17 protein-coding genes and 1 pseudogene are annotated in these 20,757 nt (G+C 41.6%); 12 read left to right on the forward strand and 6 right to left on the reverse strand.

Features of this window, described 5'->3' with window-relative positions; genetic code table 11:
• Positions 1–302 precede the first annotated feature (302 nt).
• From AABK37_RS21320 to AABK37_RS21340, 5 genes are all read left to right on the forward strand, one after another.
• Complete coding sequence (locus AABK37_RS21320) at positions 303–1,367, forward strand: SGNH/GDSL hydrolase family protein (protein WP_432553537.1); 1,065 nt, start codon at positions 303–305, stop codon at positions 1,365–1,367.
• Positions 1,368–1,557: 190 nt separating this feature from the next.
• Complete coding sequence (locus tag AABK37_RS21325) at positions 1,558–2,601, forward strand: M42 family metallopeptidase (protein WP_432553538.1); 1,044 nt, start codon at positions 1,558–1,560, stop codon at positions 2,599–2,601.
• Positions 2,602–2,681: 80 nt separating this feature from the next.
• Entirely contained in the window at positions 2,682–3,146 is a 465-nt protein-coding gene (locus AABK37_RS21330) for a CBS domain-containing protein (RefSeq protein WP_432553539.1), read from the forward strand.
• Between the two features lie 185 nt (positions 3,147–3,331).
• Positions 3,332–3,997, forward strand: coding sequence for a phycobilisome degradation protein NblB (gene nblB / locus AABK37_RS21335; RefSeq protein WP_432553540.1), 666 nt, complete (start codon positions 3,332–3,334; stop codon positions 3,995–3,997).
• A 641-nt stretch (positions 3,998–4,638) separates the two neighbouring features.
• On the forward strand, positions 4,639–5,481 hold the full coding sequence (locus AABK37_RS21340) for a PEP-CTERM sorting domain-containing protein (protein WP_432553541.1): 843 nt from the start codon (positions 4,639–4,641) through the stop codon (positions 5,479–5,481).
• Positions 5,482–5,799: 318 nt separating this feature from the next.
• On the opposite strand, the gene AABK37_RS21345 is transcribed toward AABK37_RS21340, so the two are convergent.
• Both AABK37_RS21345 and AABK37_RS21350 read right to left on the reverse strand, forming a co-directional pair.
• On the reverse strand, positions 5,800–6,318 hold the full coding sequence (locus AABK37_RS21345; protein ID WP_432553542.1) for a DUF456 domain-containing protein: 519 nt from the start codon (positions 6,316–6,318) through the stop codon (positions 5,800–5,802).
• 170 nt (positions 6,319–6,488) lie between these two features.
• Positions 6,489–7,424 (reverse strand): hypothetical protein, encoded by a 936-nt coding sequence (locus AABK37_RS21350; protein WP_432553543.1) that lies wholly within the window; start codon positions 7,422–7,424, stop codon positions 6,489–6,491.
• A gap of 261 nt (positions 7,425–7,685) precedes the next feature.
• Here AABK37_RS21350 and AABK37_RS21355 point away from each other — a divergent pair, with 261 nt between their 5' ends.
• The gene (locus AABK37_RS21355; RefSeq protein WP_432553544.1) at positions 7,686–8,567 is read left to right on the forward strand and encodes a M48 family metallopeptidase; all 882 of its coding nucleotides are present in this window, start codon (positions 7,686–7,688) and stop codon (positions 8,565–8,567) included.
• A 339-nt stretch (positions 8,568–8,906) separates the two neighbouring features.
• Here the strand turns inward: AABK37_RS21355 and AABK37_RS21360 are convergent, their stop codons facing one another.
• Both AABK37_RS21360 and rpaB read right to left on the reverse strand, forming a co-directional pair.
• Positions 8,907–9,548 carry a cofactor assembly of complex C subunit B gene (locus AABK37_RS21360; RefSeq protein WP_432553545.1) on the reverse strand — a complete coding sequence of 214 codons (642 nt, stop codon included), beginning with the start codon at positions 9,546–9,548 and terminating at the stop codon, positions 8,907–8,909.
• Positions 9,549–9,668: 120 nt separating this feature from the next.
• Entirely contained in the window at positions 9,669–10,397 is a 729-nt protein-coding gene (gene rpaB / locus AABK37_RS21365; RefSeq protein WP_039742325.1) for a response regulator transcription factor RpaB, read from the reverse strand.
• Positions 10,398–10,565: 168 nt separating this feature from the next.
• Here rpaB and radA point away from each other — a divergent pair, with 168 nt between their 5' ends.
• From radA to AABK37_RS21380, 3 genes are all read left to right on the forward strand, one after another.
• Complete coding sequence (radA, locus tag AABK37_RS21370) at positions 10,566–12,095, forward strand: DNA repair protein RadA (protein WP_432553546.1); 1,530 nt, start codon at positions 10,566–10,568, stop codon at positions 12,093–12,095.
• Positions 12,096–12,725: 630 nt separating this feature from the next.
• Complete coding sequence (locus AABK37_RS21375) at positions 12,726–13,616, forward strand: phosphate/phosphite/phosphonate ABC transporter substrate-binding protein (RefSeq protein ID WP_432553547.1); 891 nt, start codon at positions 12,726–12,728, stop codon at positions 13,614–13,616.
• 208 nt (positions 13,617–13,824) lie between these two features.
• Positions 13,825–15,111, forward strand: coding sequence for a protein kinase domain-containing protein (locus tag AABK37_RS21380; RefSeq protein WP_432553548.1), 1,287 nt, complete (start codon positions 13,825–13,827; stop codon positions 15,109–15,111).
• 79 nt (positions 15,112–15,190) lie between these two features.
• Here AABK37_RS21380 and AABK37_RS21385 read toward each other — a convergent pair whose 3' ends face one another.
• Complete coding sequence (locus AABK37_RS21385; RefSeq protein WP_432553549.1) at positions 15,191–16,099, reverse strand: c-type heme family protein; 909 nt, start codon at positions 16,097–16,099, stop codon at positions 15,191–15,193.
• Between the two features lie 345 nt (positions 16,100–16,444).
• Between AABK37_RS21385 and AABK37_RS21390 the strand changes: the two genes are divergently transcribed.
• The 3 genes and pseudogenes from AABK37_RS21390 to AABK37_RS21400 all read left to right on the forward strand — a co-directional run bounded on the left by AABK37_RS21390 (position 16,445) and on the right by AABK37_RS21400 (position 19,966).
• Positions 16,445–18,247, forward strand: coding sequence for a protein kinase domain-containing protein (locus AABK37_RS21390; protein WP_432553550.1), 1,803 nt, complete (start codon positions 16,445–16,447; stop codon positions 18,245–18,247).
• Between the two features lie 102 nt (positions 18,248–18,349).
• A pseudogene (locus AABK37_RS21395) lies at positions 18,350–18,628 on the forward strand (DNA repair protein RadA); the annotation flags it as partial.
• A gap of 444 nt (positions 18,629–19,072) precedes the next feature.
• Positions 19,073–19,966: an SDH family Clp fold serine proteinase gene (locus tag AABK37_RS21400; protein WP_432553551.1), complete on the forward strand. Its 894-nt coding sequence runs from the start codon at positions 19,073–19,075 to the stop codon at positions 19,964–19,966.
• A 30-nt stretch (positions 19,967–19,996) separates the two neighbouring features.
• On the opposite strand, the gene AABK37_RS21405 is transcribed toward AABK37_RS21400, so the two are convergent.
• Complete coding sequence (locus AABK37_RS21405; protein WP_432553552.1) at positions 19,997–20,704, reverse strand: peptidoglycan-binding domain-containing protein; 708 nt, start codon at positions 20,702–20,704, stop codon at positions 19,997–19,999.
• Positions 20,705–20,757 lie beyond the last annotated feature (53 nt).

The following is a 20,757-nucleotide window of genomic DNA, read 5'->3' on the forward strand; positions in this document are numbered from 1 at the left end:
CCTTTACAAAATATCTCTAATTTATAAAAAACTGTTAAAGACAATAACAATGTTAAAGTGGGCGAAACACTGCCCGCTTTAGAACTCCTTTACAAAATATCTCTAATTTATAAAAAACTGTTAAAGAAATACCTGGGTAGTAATTCTATTTCCTATATTATAGTGTATTATCTAAAGCAATAGTAAGCGTGAGATTACGCAAACTGTGATTATGTCGTTACGCTGAATATCGCAGAAATACAAACTTTAATTTCATTGTTGTTTTTTTCTGGTGGTTTCCAGTTAGAAAATATTAAACAAGTATGAAAAAAGAACTAGTAGCTACAGGATTTATTGTTTTCTGTTTCACCTTACCGCAAAGAGCGATCGCTGCCAAGTTTGATGCGCTTTATGTATTCGGTGATAGCCTCTCTGATACGGGTAATACTTTCGCAGCTACCCAAGGACAAATACCCGTCCCTAGAGTCAATAATTCAAACCGTCCAGCTTATTTTCAGGGACGTTTTTCTAACGGTCTAAATTGGGTAGATTATTTCGGTTCTCAGATAAATCAACCCGGATTAACACCCACACCTTTTGTTACTCTCCTAGCCAATCCGAATACTATTCCTACAGATGGAGTTAATTTCGCTTTCGGTGGCGCTCAAACAGGTGAAGATAGCGATTTTCCTGGTTTTCAAAATAATATACCCGGAGTGCTGGGGCAAGTTGGTTTGTTGACGCAAAATTTGCCAGTTGATCCAAATGCTCTTTACTCTGTGTTTGGTGGTGCAAATGATTATTTCTTTGGAAATAGAAACGTTAATGGAGTAGTCCAAAATTTAACTGATTCAATCGGCTCTCTGGCTCAAGGAGGAGCGAAAAATTTTCTAGTATTTAACCTACCAAAATTGGGCGAGAGTCCTTTTGGAAAAAGATTAGGCATTCCCGATCAATTAAATCAAGTGACGAGAGAGCATAATCAGCAATTGGCATTAGCTATAAGCAATCTTCGCACCAGCAACCCGGATTTAAATATCTATTCTGTTGATATTAATAGTTTATTTAAAACAGTAAGGTCTACTCCTGCTAGATTTGGTTTCAAGGATGTAACAAATGCTTGTGTAACAGGTAACTTTCAGCAAGTCACAAATATCTGTGATAATCCAGATGATTTCTTGTTGTTTGATGATGTCCATCCCTCCTCACGCGCTCATAATTTAATCGCAAAAGCAGCACTGGCAGCGGTTAATGGTAAAAGCATTCCCGAACCTTCGGCGGCGTTAGGGATGTTGGCGCTTGGTGCTTTGGGTGCAGTTGGAGTGTTGAAGCGGAAAGTAACTTCAGCAAATCGGGTTGTTGAGGCAAAACCGTCTAAAATCAGATAAATACTTCATTTTTGGCATTGCATAACCGTGATTAATCGTAGAGACGTTCCAGTGGAACGTCTCTACAATATGTTCAATTTTTTCAATTTTTGAGGTATAATGCAAAATCATCCCATAAAGCAATGCAACGCCTCATTTTTTCGGTTTGCGTTGATGTTACGATAAAACGCAAATCTAAATTAAATTCTCGATGTCGGATTACGATAATTTATTTAAAATAATTGAAGAATTGGTAATGCACCATTCCCCTAGTGGTGTAGAAGCTGAAATTAACCGATTTTTAATGCAGCGCTTTGCAACCTTGGGTGTGCAAGTGTGGTGCGATCGCGCCGATAATATTATTGCCAAAATTCCGGGGAAAAATCCAGAGCGAGCGATCGCTATCACCGGACACAAAGATGAAATTGGCGCAATTGTCAAGACTATCGGCGATGAAGGTCGCGTGGAAGTCCGCAGGTTAGGCGGTTCTTTTCCGTGGGTTTACGGCGAAGGTGTTGTCGATTTACTCGGAGACACGCAATCTATCAGCGGTATTCTCAGCTTTGGTTCTCGCCATGTTTCCCACGAGTCGCCACAAAAAGTCCAGCAAGAAGATACACCTGTAAAATGGGAAAATGCCTGGATTGAAACGAAATGCAGTGCTGAAGAACTAGAAGCAGCGGGTATTCGACCGGGAACGAGAATGGTTGTCGGTAAGCATCGCAAGCATCCAGTGCGTTTAAAAAATCACATTGCCAGTTACACTTTAGATAACAAAGCCTCTGTAGCAATTTTGCTCGCTTTGGCGGAAAGAGTTAAACAGCCAGCCGTCGATGTATATTTAGTAGCATCAGCAAAAGAAGAAGTCGGGGCAATTGGGGCATTATTTTTTAGTCAAAACCAGCAATTAGATGCAATGATTGCTTTAGAAATTTGTCCGCTATCGAAAGAATACCCAATTGAAGACGGTGAAAGTCCTGTGATACTTTCTCAGGATGCGTATGGAATTTATGATGAAACGCTGAATGGGCAACTGCGTCATAGTGCCAAGCAACTAGATATGTCGGTCCAGCTAGCGACACTGAGTCAGTTTGGTAGTGATGCTTCGATTGCGATGAAATTTGGTCATGTCGGACGTGCAGCTTGTTTGGCGTTTCCGACACAAAATACACACGGCTATGAAATTGCTCATTTGGGAGCGATCGCTAATTGTATCGATTTATTACAAGCCTTTTGCGAATCAGAATTTGAGTGAAGAGTTACAAACCCCGTCCGGTTGATACCCGTAATTTTCTACAATGAACCAAAGAGGTTGAAAAAGGTTAACAAGCGCAAATGCCTAAAACCGTTGCCGATGTAATGAGCCGTGACCCGATTGTCGTCCGGTCGGAAACTTCCTTAAATGAAGCGATCCAAATTCTGGCAGAACGTCGCATCAGTGGATTACCTGTTGTGGATGATGGAGGTAAGTTGGTGGGTATTATCTCGGAAACGGATTTGATGTGGCAAGAAACTGGTGTAACTCCACCGGCATACATCATGTTTCTCGATAGCGTCATCTATTTACAAAATCCTGCCACCTACGAACGTGACCTGCATAAAGCACTGGGACAAACTGTTGGGGAAGTTATGAGCAAAGATCCCATCACTACTTCCCCCGAAAAAACTTTAACAGAAGCAGCCAGAGTTATGCACGATAAGAACGTTCACCGCTTGCCAGTGCTTGACGAATCAGGTCAAGTAATTGGTATCCTTACTCGTGGTGATATTGTTCGGGCAATGGCAGCAAGTCAAGATTAGTGGTTAGTTGTTGGGCAATGGGCAATGGGCAATGGGCAATGGGCAATGGGCAATGGGAATAAAGCCAAATTTCGATCAATGCCCACTTGGACGCTTGCCCCATGCCCCATGCCCCACCATCCACTAACCAATATCTAATTACCGTTGTTTTTAAAACATCATTCAAAAGTAGGATAAATAAATAAATGAGTGTTAATCCTGAGTCTGTTAAGGAAATGCTTAGTTCTGAGGATTTGGGCGATCGCTTGCGTGCGGTTAATCAAATTCGCGATTTGGAACCTGCGATTGGTTTTGAGTTGGCTGAAAGTGCGGTTACTGACAGTAATTCCCGCGTGCGCTATAGTGCGGTGAGTTTGTTTGATACTTTGGGCAAGCAAGATTTAGACGCATCTTTGAATATATTGCGCGATCGCTTGCTCAACGATCCTGAACCTGATGTCCAAGCTGCCGCTGCTGACTGTTTAGGTGCTTTAAAATTACATGCAGCTTTTGAAGACATGCAGCAGGTTTACCGCACAACCCCGGAATGGCTGGTAAAATTTAGCATCGTTGCCACATTAGGAGAGTTAGGCGATCCGCGAGCGTTTGAACTACTCAAAGAAGCCCTTTCTTCAGACAACGACTTAGTAAAAACCGCTGCCATTAGTTCTTTTGGCGAATTGGGAGACGCACAAGCGATTCCCTTATTAGCCCCCTATGCGAGCAATCCAGATTGGCAAGTGCGCTATAGACTAGTGCAATCTTTGAATCTTCTGGGTGGTGCAGATGCCAAATCTATATTAGAAACTTTGGCTGACGATGAAGTAGAGGCGATCGCTACTGAAGCCAAAAAATCTTTGCAGTCAGCTTAAGACTGCCGTTTAGATAATCAATTAGACAAACGTCGTGTCCTGCGTCGTAGGGACAATTCATGAATTGTCCCTACACTCGTACTTCGGGCAACGCATAATTGTTTTCCGCGACGTTTGTCTTGGTAATACAGCACTTTCAAGTCCCCATCTAATAGTAGATGGGGATTTTTTTGTTGTTAACTACAGTAGTAAGCGTTTCAACGCTTGTATTGGGCACTGGTAAGAGGGCACGAAGAGTGCCCAGTACGTTCGTGTGAGTCCTGAAATACGGAAAGTCAGTTCAAGGAGAAGCTTTTGTAATAGCTGACTCTTAATGTTTGCTTGAGGCTTAATGTTGGAGTGCCAATTTTTCATGAAAAGCTTTTGATTTATTTATAAAGAGTCTGCAAATAGCTGCAATTATCACGCATATTTTTTACCCGACAACCGTATATTAATGTAATTGTTTTTTGTCTGATAGCAGTATTTCTTCTATCAGGGTTTACATAAGTAAATTGACTAATAAAGTTTAGATGAATGTGTCACTCTACCAGATGACACCCCAGTAAATGCCGAATAACATACGAATATACACGCAGAGGAGGCACAACAAATCAGCTGCCTCAAGCATTAAAAAGCACCACTAACTCAGAGACACAATCATGAATTTAAACAAGCAATTTACCGCGACAGCTATTTCACTAACAGTATCCAACCTCGCAAAAGAAATGATGAATTACAAAAAATCCTTCGCTTTTATCGGTTTAATTACAAGCAGCGCTCTGGCTCTCTCTTCTAATCCCGCTCAAGCTTTTAATTTCAACACAAGTACTGATTTGGGAAGCTGCTCTGCTCTGGCAGGTCCTTTTACCAGCAGCGGGTTAAGTTCCACCACTATCAAGCCAAACTGCAAAACCGCTGACGGTTTCACCATCACACCTAATCCTGAAGGTAAAGAACTTCAAGGTAAAAAAGTTAACGATGTCATTGGTGTAGGTGTATCCGGTAAAAAACCTGTTCGCGATGTTGTTGGTGGTGAAATTGACTACGGTGAGTCGATTAAATTAACTTTGCCAAATCCAGGAGATGTTCTCAAAAGTATTGGTTTAAGCTTTTTATACCGACCCGGTGTGTTTGCAGACCAAGTGTGGGAGGCTGCGAGAATCACAACTAATACTGGGCTTGAGGGCATTCTTAAAGTAACAGGTAAAGACACTGCTAGCTGGAGTTTTGCTGGTGGTACTGTTACAAATCTCAGCCCTTCTAAAGGTAATGGTGGCGGTTATTACGATATTACAAATCCTTTCGGAAATGCCAGATTTGATTTCCTAACCCTCACTCCTGTTACCTATAATTCAGTGGCGTACAATAGTAGTGCTAACAGTGACTTTGCTCTGTCTCATGCAACAGCAACATCAGTTCCCGAACCAACTGCGATCGCTGGTCTAGGTTTAGTTGGTGGATTGCTGCTAGCAACTCGTCGTCGTAAAGCTATCCAATCTTAATTACCAATTGTGTGAGTTTGGGTGCTTTGGCTGTAGCTGGCATGTTTAACTTGCCCCAACGCAATAAATCATGCCTTACAGCTTTCAATTACCAGTTTTAGCTTTTTCATTTTATCTACAAGTGAGGCGACAATCTTAAAATACATTAGTTACATGATTTTCTAACAAAGTTACCAGAGTCTTGCATTTTTATTTTATTCAAACAAGTCGTTTTCCAATGTCTTTTAAATGAGTATAAGAAGTAATTAATTACTTGACTATACTCATTTTTTGTTGATAAGCAAATCAATTTTGGTTAAGTTAAAAAGTTCTTCAATTTTACGCGCCAAAGACCTGCGACCAAGTTGTGAATAAAAAAACGGCAACCGCAGCGATCGCTAATACTCCCTGAATCAAATTTCCAATTAACGTTCCTGCTACAATCCCTACACCAGCTTTCACCGAAGAGAGAAAGTTACGTTGGTATATATACTCGCCGATAATTGCACCTAACAACGGTCCTAGTAATATCCCTAACAACGGACCTCCAAAAGGCAAAGTTGGCAATAATCCAAAAAATCCCAGCAATAAACCAACTACCGCTCCAATTTGCCCCCATTTACTAGCACCTGCTTGTTTTGCGCCTAAATAGCCAGCTAAGAAATCAACTCCGATACTCAAAAGCAAAACAAAAACTGTCACAATTAGTGGTATCTTAATTGCCGCAAAGGAACCGCTAACAAATCCCCAGATGATAATTGCCGTTAAAATTAAGCTACTTCCAGGAATGGCAGGAACCACAGCACCGATGATACCCACAACCATCAAGGCAACCAATAGCCAATAAATAATTTGCATAAAGTTTTCAACTGATTTATAAGGTATTTATTCGTGGAGAAGAAAAATACTCCGGGAATTGAATCCCCCGGATTTATCCGTGGGGTTTCCCCGTGTCTCCGTGTCCCCTTGTCCCGGTGTCCTCTTCAAGGGGTGACAAAATCCTCGATATTTTGGGGAATTTCCCAAAATCAAGATTGCACATTGGCTTCAGCAGCTTCTTTAGATTCCTTTGGTGGTTTCCCCTGAAAGCACTGAGCAGAAGCGTTGAGCAATTCAAATCCGTCATCTGTATCTGGTCCCATTCCACCAGCGATCGCGATGACGAAGTGATGCATTGATTTGGCAGTGGTCACGATTTTGTTCCAAGTCTTTTGCTTGACACTGAAACTGACGACGCGATTCTCGTAATGAATCTTAAAAAACTGCATTCCGTCTTTTGTTACTTCAGGCTTAGGAATTTGATTGATTTTGAGGGTGACTTCTAGCCTGGTAGCGCTGTTCATGGTAGTTTTCTTTTGTACGGTACTTTGTACCACATTACTAGCAACGGGAACGAAGGTTGAGACAAAGTGCTGTTTCTTTGACTTGGGCTTTAACGGCGGTTTAATGACTTCAGCCAGTATTGCTTCCAACCTTCCTTGTTCAAAGCGGCACTCAAAATAACAGAAGTGATTTTGCCAGCTAGGATCGACCTTGTTGTAGTAAATACGCACCGGAAACCCCTTCCACAAAAAACTGTTCTCTTGCCCACTTGGTGGTTTTTCGTTGCGATAAACGAGCACTAGGCAAGAATCCTCCTCAACGTGTCGCACCACCCCAGACACATAGGCTGTTGCTGCTGGGCAACAGGAGGACGGGCGATTAAGACGAACATAATAGTACGGAGGTTTTCGTGATGAGCGAGGGTAACAATTAAAGCACCTGATTTCTTCCTCTTTCCATTTGCCGATTGCGCGTAGCGCGATCGCTTGTTTATCCAAATAAGCAGGTAATATACTGCCGTCAGCCAGTACCAGGATTCCCTTTCCTAGGTTATCGGCACTGGGCAGATACGAACCTTCTAAAAAGGCGATACATTGGAATTTGTCTTTGAGTGGCTGAAACTCGAACTCTAAACGGGACATTGCTGTATCATCTTACTGCTGTATCAATGGTACAAGTGATATCCTCATTATTTGAACGATCGGTCATGCCTAAGGCAATAAACTTATTTAACCTAAGACTGATTTACAAATAATTCTTATCTCAATAAGTTGGACGGGCTTGGGTTTAAGCCCCTTTTAGATAAAGTCAATAATGCATTTCCTAAAATCGAGGATAAATTATAACTTATATTCGTCTCGTAACTGAAATTCCCAAATACTCTTGCTGAAAGCTCAAAATCCATGACGAGAAAAATATTAACTGGACTGAAATCGCAAACCTATGAACACCCCTTTGATCGCAAAGCCTTGGCTTCTTTAAAAAGTATGCCTGGTGTCTCTCTGCTGCTCAAAAAAATTAACGAGTACGGCATTGACCGCTTACTTAGGCTGCAATGTCTTGGCAGTGAAATAAGAATCACACCCCGTAATTTTCCCCATTTGCATCAGTCACTTGTAGAAACTTGCCAAATTATTGATGTTGCTCTACTTCCTGAACTGTATCTGTTTCGAGGTACAGGTCACATTCAAACCTACATTGTTGGAGTGGAAAAACCGATTATCGGTATCAATATAGATGCAATGGAGTGGCTTAATGAGGATGAGTTGCTTTACATTTTGGGACACGAAGTCGCTCGCATCAAAAGTCAGCATATGGTTTATCACCAAATGGCATTTGTTATGCCAACTTTGAAAAATTTGTTGAGCAGTACTACATTAGGGGTCGGGGGTTTGGTAGCTAGTGGAATGGAACTGGCTTTGTATAATTGGCGAATGATGGCTAGGTTTACTGCCGATCGCGCTGGTTTGCTTGCTTGTCAGGATATTGAGGTGGCAACCACTGCACTGATGAAACTCGCGGGTTTGCCTTCGGAATACTTGAGTGCTACTGTAATCGAAGAGTTCCTCGCCCAAGCTCGCGAGTTTGCGTCCACTAGCTTTGATAGTGTGGATCAGGTAACAAAAATATTAAGCTATTCTGAAAACGGGCTTTCCTGGGTAGTTATGCGGACTGGCGAATTATTGAAATGGGTAGATTCAGGTGAATATGATAATTTAATTCAACAGAAAAGTGTAAAGACACCAGAAGAAATCGAAGGGTGGAATTTTTTGACTTCTTGGTGACCGAATAATTATTAATTTATAATTCATAATTCATAATTTAGGGTACTTGCGAATCAATTTATTGATGGATAAAAATAAATTGACAATAAACGCAAATCACAGCGAACGCCTTCAGGCGTGGGGTAATAATTATGAATTAATAATTATAAGTTAATAATTATATTGACTTCCTCTCTCGGTAAGTAACCTGATAAGGCTTAACTCCAAACGTATGCAAAAAACGCTAATCAAAGATAGGACTTACGCAAAAATTCGTCACCAATTGAATTTACGTAGGGGCAATTCATGAATTGCCCCTACAAGACTTTAGCAAAAGCGCTCATTCCTAAAAGATTTCCTTTATAAATTAGAGCTAAGAGTAACAGCTAATTTGTCAGCAATACCGGCAATCCATTTTTCATCTTGTTTGGTATAACTGCGAGGAGCATTCGCTGCTAAAATCAAAACTCCTTGATTGCCGATTGGTTGACAAATTACACCTTGAGTGTTTTCTGGCAAATAATCAAATTCAACTTTTCCTGGGTATACTTTTAGAGCCACTAAATAAACCGCTTTTTGTGTTTCTAGTACTCGCTTTAAAATGGGTCCTGGTGTAACTTCTGATTTAGTAGCGAGAATGCCGCGACGCAACAAAACTTTACCTTGAGAAAAAACTATAAGCGATCGCGTGACCGTATTAGTCAACAATAAATGAGATGCCCAAGCTAATTCGGTTTTTACAGCTTCAGGTAAATCGGGCGCAAGTATAAAACCTTCTTCGCCGATTAATTCTACACTATCAGGCGATCGCGGCTGTACCTGCTGCCAAATTAAACCCGTTAAAATTAAAACCGCACTCAAAATCACACCCAGCACATCCCCACGCGATTGAGACTGAGTTAGTTCTGGTGTCAACAAACGGTTAATCAACAAAAGTATAGCGCCTAAACCACCAACAACGATGGGTAGACGCCGCAAAACTCGATTCGGATCGGTAGTCATTAGTCAAAAAGTCAACAGTCAACAGTCAAAAATTAGCTTCCTTGTCCCCCTTGTCCCCCTTGTCCCCCTTGTCCCCCTGTCCCCCTGTCCCCCCATCCCCCCATCCCCTATCCCCCCATCTCACTCCTCTCCCGGTTCAATTATCCGTTGAAACAAATAACCAGTACCTCGTGCGGTGAGAATCAACTCTGGATTACTGGGGTCATCTTCCAATTTTGCCCGCAAACGTGATATATGCACATCAACCACACGCGTATCTACATGACGTTCTGGTGTGTATCCCCACACTTCCTGTAAAATTTCTGAACGAGAAAAAGCTTCTCCAGAGCGACTGACTAACAACTCTAGCAAGCTAAACTCCATACCTGTCAAGCGAATGCGCTCATCGCCTTTGTATACTTGTCGCTTGTTAGTATCGATTCTGATATTGGCAACATGTATCACCCCAGAGCTGGGAATTCCCGAAGCACCTGTTTTGTCTACTCGTCGCAACACTGAGCGAATGCGAGCTTCTAGTTCTTTGGGGGAAAATGGTTTAACTACATAGTCGTCTGCACCCAACTCTAAGCCGGTGATGCGATCGGCAACATCGCCCAAAGCTGTTAGCATAATAATGGGTACATCAGATTCTTTGCGTAATTCTTGACATACACCGTAGCCATCCAGCTTTGGCATCATCACATCCAAAACAACCAAGTCAGGTTCTGCTTTGCGAAAAGTATCCAAAGCTTCTTCACCGTCGCCTGCTGTCACCACATCGTAGCCAATCATCGAAAGGCGCGTTTCCAAAATCCGGCGAATACTAGCTTCATCGTCTACTACTAGAATTTTTTCTTTATGACTTTCCAAGTTTCTTGACGCTCCTTAACTAAAATTTTTCAGATTAATTTTTAATACCATAATATTAAGATATCATTCCCTGAATTCATTTGGAAAAAGCTGGAACTACCACTATTATTCAATTTTAGTCGTGCTAAAAATTAAGGAAAAATTAAGATTAATTAATAATATATAAGAATGCCTAAGCCAAAAACCTTTTTCGTTTGTAACGAGTGTGGGTCAGAATCACCTCAGTGGTTTGGTAAGTGTCCAGCTTGCGGTACTTACAACTCTTTGGAGGAGCAGATTATTAAACAATCTTCGGTGGATGTACCGAGTCGTGGGGGAGTCAGTGGTTGGCAAGCCAGTCCGAACAATGGTAAGTCTGGTGTTAAGACACCAAAAGCACGAGCATCTTTAACTTTTAACCAAATTAGCGATCGCCAAGTAACGCGCTGGGAATCTGGTTACGGAGAACTAGATCGAGTGCTTGGTGGTGGTGTAGTTCCCGGTTCGATGGTGTTAATTGGCGGCGATCCGGGAATCGGTAAATCTACGCTATTACTGCAAGTATCAAATGCATTAGCGCAGAGATACCGCATTCTCTACATTTCTGGGGAAGAATCAGGACAGCAGATTAAATTAAGAGCTTCTCGTTTAGGTGTATCAAAAGAATTAGGTGAAGTTGTAGATGAAAATGGCAAAGTTGTAGAAGAAACACCACAACCAAAAAACTCAGAAAGTATCGGTGCTGATTTATATGTTTTGCCAGAAACAGATTTAGAAGAAATTTTGCGGGAGATAGACTCGCTAAAACCAAATTTAGCAGTAATTGATAGTATTCAAACAATATTTTTTCCAGCGCTAACTTCCGCACCAGGTTCAGTAGCGCAGGTACGGGAATGTACTGCTGCTTTGATGAAAGTGGCGAAACACGAAGATATTACCATGTTAATTGTGGGACACGTCACCAAAGAAGGAGCGATCGCAGGTCCAAAAGTATTAGAACACTTAGTAGATACAGTATTGTACTTTGAAGGCGATCGCTTTGCCTCCCATCGATTGTTAAGAACAGTGAAAAACCGCTTTGGTGCAACTCACGAAATCGGCATCTTTGAAATGGTGTCACACGGACTGCGGGAAGTCCCCAACCCCTCAGAATTATTTTTAGGTAATCGCGACGATCCTGCACCAGGTACAGCAATTGTCGTTGCTTGCGAAGGAACTCGCCCAATTGTGGTAGAATTACAAGCTTTGGTAAGTCCTACTAGCTATTCTTCACCACGTCGTTCCACCACCGGCATAGATTACAATCGCTTAGTGCAAATACTTGCGGTGTTAGAAAAACGGGTGGGGATTCCCATGTCGAAGTTGGATTCTTACGTTGCTTCTGCGGGTGGGTTGAATGTGGAAGAACCGGCGGTAGATTTAGGAGTAGCGATCGCTGTTGTTGCCAGTTTCCGCGATCGCATAGTCGATCCAGGTACAGTGTTGATTGGGGAAGTGGGTTTAGGGGGACAAGTGCGTTCAGTTTCGCAAATGGAACTGCGTTTGAAAGAAGCTGCTAAATTGGGGTTTAAAAGAGCGATCGTTCCCAAAGGACAAAAATTTCCCGATTTAAATATTGAGATTTTACCAGTTGCCAAAGTAATAGATGCAATTATCGCCGCCATTCCCCAACAAGGGCTGACAGAAGAAGATTTGATGCCAGACGAGGATGAGGATTAACAATGCATTATGGCAGGTGTCTCGTTTTAGATGAGGTGTGAGCCTGATTGTAAAATTGATAACACCCAATCCCCACTTTGAAATATTCAACACTTGTTGGGTGCGATCGCTTTTAATTTAACTAGGACTTACGCAAAATATCTCTCAAACTCCTATTCCTTCTCTTCTCCTGTCGGAGACGCTGCGCGAACAAAGACACCAGGGCGAACGTGTCCTTCTCCTTCACCAGACGCTTCGCGAACGTGCCTTTGCGGTTCGTCCCGCCCGTGATTCGTGCGTAAGTCCTATTAACGTGAGTTCGATGAACCTCTCCCCAACCCCTCTCCGATGCGGAGAGGGGCAGACATCTTCCTAGTTTTGAACGCAAAAATCAAGGTTTCAAAGCCTCTCCAGTAATAAAAGCTGCTCCTCTTCCCTCCCCACCCCCCTCATTCCCCCCTCTTAGGGGGGATGACGAAGGAAAAACTTTTATACATTGGGGAGGGTTAGGGAGAGGTGGGTGAGAGGAATGGAAGCGGGGTTTTTTACATTCGTCAAACTCACGTTAATTTAATACATCAAACTAGAGATAATGAAATTGACACAGCGATGCGCGGTGTGGCTGTGAAGTTTTCATTTGGTTAAAAAACTATGCTTTCGCGCCGTTTTCTGCTACTACAGATAGTGCTAATTCTGCTACTTACGGTAGGATGTGGTTTAGAACAAGAAACTATCATTCCCAAAAAACTGACCATTGGCGTGGTGAGCTATGAACAAGGAACGGTTTCTCTAGACAAGTACAATCGCTTCAAAGAGTACATAGCACAAAAAACTCATTCAGTTGTAGAGCTAGAACCTACATACAACGAATTGCAGGCAATTGAGCAAATTCAACGCAAACAGTGGGATATTGTATTTGCCCCTCCCGGTTTAGTAGCGATCGCAATCAGCAAAGAACTTTACATTCCTTTATTTTCAATGGGAGGAGTCAGTAGCCGACAAAGTTCTTTGCTCGTAGTCTTAGATAATAAACCAATTAAAAAGATAGGCGACTTGGCTTATAAGACCATTGCCTTAGGACAAAAAGGTTCCGCAGCTGGTTACTACGTTCCTTTGTATGACCTTTATGGTTTAACCCTCGCGCAAATCCGTTTTGCCCCTACTCCGAAAACAATACTACAATGGCTTAGTGAAGGCAGCATTGATGCTGGTGCTTTATCAGAAATGGATTTCGAGCTTTATCGCCGTGAATTTGCCACAAGAAAATTTAGAATTTTACACACAAGTAGGTGGATTCCTTCAGGTGTTGTGCTGCTAGGATCAACAGTAGAACGTAATTTACAACAGCAAATTCAAAAAGCGATGAGTGAAGCACCAGCAGATATTACAGCAGATGCTGGTTATGTTCCTACTGCTAAAATACCTAACTACCAGCAGTTCATTAAATTAGTTGAAAAAGTTATACCACTTGAAGAGCGAGTCAAGCAAACACCCGCAGTTCTACGCCTTGAAGAATCTGAAAAATCAAAGGTTAGTCAGTAATCAAATCAACTAATTGAACGTCATAAAAATTAACATTTTTTTGCATTTTTTATCAAAATAATTTTGATAAATATTTAGTAGTAAGATATAAATAAACAACTTTATGTCAAGAAAAATTAATATTTTTAAATAGTCTTTCCTTTTGCCTTACTTCAACAACAAATATTTATATATCTATTTTACCAAAAATTGCTAGGAGTGCGATGAAATGACATCTCCTTTAACAAAACCAGAAATAAGTTCTGGAACTCTAATTGATAACCGCTATACGATCCAAAAACTTCTTGGACAAGGGGGATTAGGGCGAACGTACTTAGCATTTGATACTCGTCGCTTTAACGAACCTTGTGTGCTGAAAGAATTTGCACCCATTGGTACAGGACAGAGTGGGCTAGAAAAATGTCGCGATTTATTCAAAAAAGAGGCAAAAATTCTTCATCAGCTACAACACCCTCAAATTCCTAAATTCTTGGCTTGTTTTGAAGGAGATGGACGGCTGTTTTTGGTACAAGAATATATTGATGGTCAAACATATTCAAACCTGCTACAAAAACTTCAACAACAAAGACAAAATTTTTCCCAATCCGAGGTTATAAACTGGTTAAAAAACCTATTGCTTGTTTTGGAATATATTCACGAACATAACATTATTCATCGAGATATTTCTCCTGACAACGTTATGTTACCTAACAACAAAAATCTGCCAGTGCTGATTGATTTCGGCGTAGGAAAGCAAATTGCTGCGGAACAGAACAATACTATAAATTCAGACCAAACGACCTTTGTTGGTAAAATGTCTCTTGTAGGAAAAGTCGGATATGCTCCCCGCGAACAGATTAGCTTGGGGTTGTGTTCTCCCAGTAGCGACCTTTATGCTTTGGGAGTAACAGCTGTTGTACTGCTAACAGGTAGAGATCCATCTCTACTAATGGATCGGTATTCTCTAGAATGGAAATGGCGTCTCTACAGCCACGTCAGCGATGCTTTTGCTCAAGTACTTGATAAGATGTTGGCAGATACGCCTCAGAAGCGATACCAAACAGCAAAAGAAGTTTTCACCGATTTGCAGTGTTTAAAACCTGAAGAGTTACAAGGAACAATGAATAATTTACCTTCTGCGGAATTTGTTACTGAACTTTACCCTTCTGAGCTAAAAACCCCAGATACCGTCAGCCAATTAGAAGTAAATTTTGATATGCCCAAACTTCACTCTTCTGAATTCAAAACCCCAGATACCGTCAGCCAATTTGATATGCCTATTACTCCACAAACTTCCCAAATTCAACCAATAAACTCACTTGAACCTAAATTCATTATGCGTTGTCAGCAACAGCTAGCTTACCACATTGGACCAATAGCAAGTTTGATTATAGAAGAAATATTAGCTGAAACACCTGATATTTCGCCCGATGAATTTGTTAAATTGTTAGCGAGAGAAATTCATGATTTGCAAGCAGCATTTGAATTTCAACAATCCTTTTTTGGAGATTATTAATAATTACTGAAAACAAGTTAACAGTGAACGTTAAACAGTTCACACACTACATTTAACGCTTTGATTTCTAGTTGCTATATTAATTACTTGTAGTTTCCGAACGACGTTTAATTCTTTTCATTGCCATTTCCAAACTTAACTGCATCCGTCTGAATGCTCTGGCAAGTTGACCGATTTCATCATTTGAAAATTGCTCAAATTCTACATCCATATGCCCTGTACTGACTTCTTCCGCTACGCGAGTTATCCGTTTGAGAGGACGGACAACTTTTTGATTTAAAAAGAGGTTGACTAAAAAGATAACAGCAATAAAAACAGTTGATACAATTACGAGAATGAGAAAAGAAGATTGATTAGCTTTGCTAATTACTTTACCTGCTGGTATTGAGATAATTTGAGAGCCAATAATTTCATTTATGTGCCACCCAAATCCATTAGCTGTGCCATAACGCTCAATCATACTTTTAGGTGCAATATCTGGTGAGGTATGACACTTCAGGCAGCTTTCTTGAGTAATAATCAGCGGACGAGCCATATAGAAGATATCCCCGCTTGGCATTGAGCGAAATCCGCTTGATTGTTTGAGGTCGGGTTTCTTTTGAAAATTGTTTATAATTGTAGTTTCAAAATTATCAGCTTTATCTCGAAGATTAGTGGGATTAAGTGTGGCTTCTTTATAGAAAAAGTCCCTGTACTTCAAATTTGTTCGCAGATGATCAAAAATTTCCCGTGCAGAGTACGCAGGCACAGTTTGCGGCAAAAACTCAGTTTCTAGTTGATTTTCTAAAAGTGGCTGAACTTGAGTATTAGTGTACTCACGTACAGAAGTCATCGTTTCCATAAGCATGAGAGCGGTTGAAGTAATATCATGCATCGCATTCTGCTTCAGCACATAAGACAGAGTAAATCCACTTAAACTCAGACCTAATGCAAGAATTATAATCAGCAGAGCTGTAAATTGTTGTTTCAAGTTGAGATTTTTTAACATGATTCTGGCTCATTTGCAATTGAAATTTATCTTACCAAAGGTGGTTGAAGTTACAGTCCGTTACATCTTACCTTTTTTTGTAATTTATGTACCTACAAAAGCGAAATGCGAAATTCCGGATTATTCCTAAAGAAGTCGGTAAATAAGGTTGAGGGAAAAATTAATATAATTTGAGATTTGGGATGCGTGGATTTTCGACTATAAAATCCTTATCCTCAAAGAGATTGAATAATTTAAGTGTTGTAAGCCAAAAGTGAAATGGTATGAAAGAAGTGAAAAATTATCTACCTTTCTACCCTACGATATATTGCAAAAATAAATAGCAGCATTTGGTAATTGTTAATAATGGTGTGGAAACCGGGGCAGCCTTTATTTGGAGGGCGCTACATTATCGAAAGCAAACTAGGCGAAGGTGGAATTGGCATTACCTATCTTGCCAGAAACCAACGAAATGAACTACGAGTAATTAAAACCCTCAAAGAAGAAATTCTTAATCACCAGGTTTGGAAACAGCACCGCGACAAATTACGGCAAGACTTTCGTGATGAAGCTGTTCGCCTAGCTGTGTGTCGCCATCCTCATGTAGTGGAGGTGGAAACTATCTTCGATGAGGGCAGATTTCCTTGCATGGTAATGGAATATGTCGAAGGAGAAGATTTAGGTAAGCGTTTGGCACGGATGAGGTTGCTATCAGAAGCAGAAGCCCTACTATATATTCGACAAATTGGTGATGCGTTGAGGGTAATTCACAATAAAGGCTTGCTGCATCGTGACCTCAAGCCGCGTAACATTATGCTTCGTTCTGGCAAATCAGAAGCAGTGTTGATTGACTTTGGTATTGCGAGAGATTTTATCCCTAATGTTGTCCAAGAACATACAGTGTATCGCACTCCTGGTTTTGCCCCTCCAGAACAGTATGATTTAGTTGCACCACGAGGAGAATTTATTGATATCTACGCCCTCGCCGCCACTTTATATAACTTATTAACCGGAGTTGTGCCCACGAATGCAGAAGACAGACGTAACAATATTCCCCTGCAACCACCGCGACACTTCAATCCCAATATCAGTGACAAAGTAAATCAGGCAATTATGCAGGCTATGGATTTGCAGGCAAATTATCGCCCCCAATCCGTGCAGGAGTGGTTGAATTTATTGGCTGATGTTGGGTCAGATGTACCACCAACACTTAACAGACAACCGATCGCATCTAATCCACAAATCCCAAAACCTGCTGTAGTAGCTCCACTAGAGTGGCAATGCGTACACACTCTCAAAGGTCATACTAGCATGGTTCAGGCGATCGCTATTAGTCCTGATGGGCAACTAATTGCCAGTGGCAGTAATGACAATAATATCAAGCTATGGCAACTAACAACCGGCAAACTATTACGTAATTTAAATCGTTGGTTTTCCGGTCATTCCAGCATGGTTGATTCCCTCGCCTTTAGCCCAGACGGAAAGCTTCTTGCCAGCGGCAGTTGGGATGACACTATTAAATTATGGCAAGTAAATACAGGCAAACAAATCTCTACTTTCACAGGTCATTCTAACTGGGTTAATTCCGTCGCCTTTAGTCCAAACGGACAGATACTTGCTAGTGGTAGTGCTGACAACACGATTAAATTATGGCAAATAAAGACAGGCAGACAAATCTCTACTCTTACAGGTCATTTGGACTTAGTTGGGTCAGTCGCCTTTAGCCAAGATGGAGAAATTCTCGCAAGTGGCAGTGCTGACTACACTGTTAAACTTTGGCAAGTACACACAGGTAGAGAAATTTGCACTTTTACAAATCATTCTTTCTACGTTAACTCTGTCGCCTTTAGCCCAGATGGACAATTGCTTGCTAGTGGTAGTGCTGACAACAGCATTAAATTATGGCAAGTAAGTACACGTCAAGAACTTCGCACTTTCACTGGGCATTCCGACTCAGTTTGGTCAGTTGCCTTTAGTCCAGATGGGCAACTTCTTGCTAGTGGTAGTTGGGATAAAACTATCAAAATTTGGCACGCAAGCACAGCTACAGAAATCTGCACTCTCACCGATCATCTCAACTATGTCAGAACCGTTGCCTTCAGTCCCGATGGGCGAACCCTAGTTAGCGGTAGTGATGACGACACCATCAAGATTTGGCGACGAAAATAATATTGAGAATTATTAATATCTTAAAAATTTTTTAAACCTTCAGGTAGACTAGGCATTTACAAAATATTGTTACAATAATGACGACAACCCTTATTTTTGCAGTCAATAGATTTGGGAGTAGCGATCGCTATTGTTGCCAGTTTCCGCGATCGCTACGAAGTGGGTTTAGGGGGACAAGTGCGTTCAGTTTCACAAATGGAACTGCGTTTGAAAGAAGCTGCTAAATTAAGGTTTAAAAGAGCGATCGTTCCCAAAGGACAAAAATTTCCCGATTTGAATATTGAGATTTTACCAGTTGCCAAGGTAATAGATGCAATTATTGCCGCCATTCCCCAGCATACCTTGGAAGATAGCGATTTAGAACCAGATGAAGACGAGTAACCCCACCCCTACCCCCCTTATTAACGGGAGGGGAAAAAATCCTCCCCCCTCTCTTTACCAAGGAGGGGGGGGTAGGGGGATAAGGTTCTTATGTCAAAATAATTAGCAGAATCTCAACTACCCCTGATGGAAATTGGCTTGCGGCTGGAGATTGGAGCGGAAATATCAAAATTTGGCGACGCAGTTAGTTGTGGAATAACAGCGTCAAAATAGTATTAGGACTTGCAAATAATTATCTCAAGAATTTTAATTTTGCGCGATCGCCCTTCAACCTCTTTTAACCCTTCAGATAGACTCGCGATTTAGCAAATATTGTCAGAATAATGACGACAACGCCTATTTTTGCAGTCAATCCTTAGCTGACATGTTTTTACTTGCATAAAGCAAGCAGCTGGAATGTCTGCCAAGATTGTGCTGAAAATTTTGAAATTGAAAATTTGAATTATGGGCTTTGGTATCGGAGATTTATTCTGGATTTTCCTCCTTTTGTCTTCCTTGCAACCTATCTGGCAAAAACGTCAGATTGAATATCGTCGCGTGCGTTCTCTCCAACAATTCCAGCAAGAACGCAAAAGCCGAGTGATATTGCTGATTCACCGCCAAGAGTCTATCAGCTTATTAGGAATTCCTATATCGCGCTACATTACCATCGAAGACTCAGAACAGATACTGCGGGCAATTCGTCTCACCCCCCCCGAAGTTCCGATTGACTTAATTTTGCACACTCCAGGCGGTTTGGTTTTAGCAACCGAACAAATCGCTAGAGCCTTAATTCGCCATCCGGCAAAAGTGACTGTTTTTGTACCTCATTATGCTATGAGTGGCGGTACAATGCTTGCTCTGGCTGCTGATGAAATCGTCATGGATGCTAACGCTGTCTTGGGACCAGTCGATCCGCAATTAGGTAATTTCCCGGCTGCAAGTATCATCAAAGTTGTGGAAGATAAACCCATCGGTGAAATTGACGACCAAACGCTGATTATGGCAGATTTGTCACGCAAAGCAATTCAGCAAGTGCAGCGATTTGTCAGGACTCTACTGAAAGACAATATTCCCACACAAAAAGTTAAGCCAGAAAATATCGAATCGATCATCGATGCCTTGACTACTGGGCGCGTTACCCACGACTATCCGATCACAGTTGAGGAAGCTACAGAAATGGGGCTGCCCGTAACAGTCGGACTGCCCCGCTCAATTTACGATCTCATGGATATGTATCCGCAACCACAAGGCGGACGCCCCAGCGTGCAATACATACCCATGCCTTACGATGACCGCCGCCCAATTTTACCTGTACCTAAAGGCAGACCCTTAGAAGAACCCACTCAGATGAAATGAGCCATTGGTGTCATCATTTTTTGCTTGTATCTAAGGTGTTGGTGAAGCTGTCGGTGACGGTACCACCTCAGGTAAAGTTGTCGGTGTCGCCGTTGGTGTCGCCGTTGGTGTCGCCGTTGGTGTCGCCGTTGGTGTTGGCGTTGGTGTTGGCGTAGTTCTTGTTCTTGGTCTGGTTGTCGGTCTGGTTGTCGGTCTGGTTGTCGGTGTCGCTGTTGGGGTTGGTGAAGATGTCGGCGTCGGAGTTGGCTGAGTACTCGGCTGACCTCCGCTTGTCTTTGCTTCTTCGTTCAATCTCTGGCGAAATGCTAGATCGGCAATTCCAGTTTCTTGTAACTGAAATCTTTTTTGAGCTTCTTTAACCGCTGCTTCCGTCCGCGAACCATAAAACTGATCGCGGGGTAGAGGATTTTTAGGCTTCAATACTGCATTCAAGTTTGCCTGTAAAATTTGAATTATATTCGCGGCAAAATCTTGAGTTTTTGGTCCTGCAACTCCATCAGCAGGTGTTAATTTGTACCCTGTTTGAAATTCACGAATTGCTTTTTTAGTTTTCGCATCCCTTAAGGGCGTATTTGTTAAGTCAACGCTATAGCCCAATCCCCGCAATACTGCACGGAATTGTTGTGGACTATAATTACGTTGGCGAGCAGCAGTAGCTGTATCTGAAATTACTACACTAGCTGTTATCAGGCAGACAACAGCAACAGGAATGCTTGATTTTCCAAACCCACACCACATGGTTGAAACTCCTTTTGATTAAATCAGCTATATATTCGGGTCGATAGCCGATC

The sequence above is a fragment of the Tolypothrix sp. VBCCA 56010 genome (genome assembly GCF_050875635.1).
GTDB lineage: Bacteria > Cyanobacteriota > Cyanobacteriia > Cyanobacteriales > Nostocaceae > Hassallia.

Excerpts from the sequence above, each read along its gene's own strand:
- AABK37_RS21320 (WP_432553537.1), top strand. The coding sequence starts at position 303 with ATGAAAAAAGAACTAGTAGCTACAGGATTTATTGTTTTCTGTTTCACC.
- AABK37_RS21325 (WP_432553538.1), top strand. The coding sequence starts at position 1,558 with ATGTCGGATTACGATAATTTATTTAAAATAATTGAAGAATTGGTAATG.
- AABK37_RS21330 (WP_432553539.1), top strand. The coding sequence starts at position 2,682 with ATGCCTAAAACCGTTGCCGATGTAATGAGCCGTGACCCGATTGTCGTC.
- nblB (WP_432553540.1), top strand. The coding sequence starts at position 3,332 with ATGAGTGTTAATCCTGAGTCTGTTAAGGAAATGCTTAGTTCTGAGGAT.
- AABK37_RS21340 (WP_432553541.1), top strand. The coding sequence starts at position 4,639 with ATGAATTTAAACAAGCAATTTACCGCGACAGCTATTTCACTAACAGTA.
- AABK37_RS21345 (WP_432553542.1), bottom strand. The coding sequence starts at position 6,318 with ATGCAAATTATTTATTGGCTATTGGTTGCCTTGATGGTTGTGGGTATC.
- AABK37_RS21350 (WP_432553543.1), bottom strand. The coding sequence starts at position 7,424 with ATGTCCCGTTTAGAGTTCGAGTTTCAGCCACTCAAAGACAAATTCCAA.
- AABK37_RS21355 (WP_432553544.1), top strand. The coding sequence starts at position 7,686 with ATGACGAGAAAAATATTAACTGGACTGAAATCGCAAACCTATGAACAC.
- AABK37_RS21360 (WP_432553545.1), bottom strand. The coding sequence starts at position 9,548 with ATGACTACCGATCCGAATCGAGTTTTGCGGCGTCTACCCATCGTTGTT.
- radA (WP_432553546.1), top strand. The coding sequence starts at position 10,566 with ATGCCTAAGCCAAAAACCTTTTTCGTTTGTAACGAGTGTGGGTCAGAA.
- AABK37_RS21375 (WP_432553547.1), top strand. The coding sequence starts at position 12,726 with ATGCTTTCGCGCCGTTTTCTGCTACTACAGATAGTGCTAATTCTGCTA.
- AABK37_RS21380 (WP_432553548.1), top strand. The coding sequence starts at position 13,825 with ATGACATCTCCTTTAACAAAACCAGAAATAAGTTCTGGAACTCTAATT.
- AABK37_RS21385 (WP_432553549.1), bottom strand. The coding sequence starts at position 16,099 with ATGTTAAAAAATCTCAACTTGAAACAACAATTTACAGCTCTGCTGATT.
- AABK37_RS21390 (WP_432553550.1), top strand. The coding sequence starts at position 16,445 with ATGGTGTGGAAACCGGGGCAGCCTTTATTTGGAGGGCGCTACATTATC.
- AABK37_RS21400 (WP_432553551.1), top strand. The coding sequence starts at position 19,073 with ATGGGCTTTGGTATCGGAGATTTATTCTGGATTTTCCTCCTTTTGTCT.
- AABK37_RS21405 (WP_432553552.1), bottom strand. The coding sequence starts at position 20,704 with ATGTGGTGTGGGTTTGGAAAATCAAGCATTCCTGTTGCTGTTGTCTGC.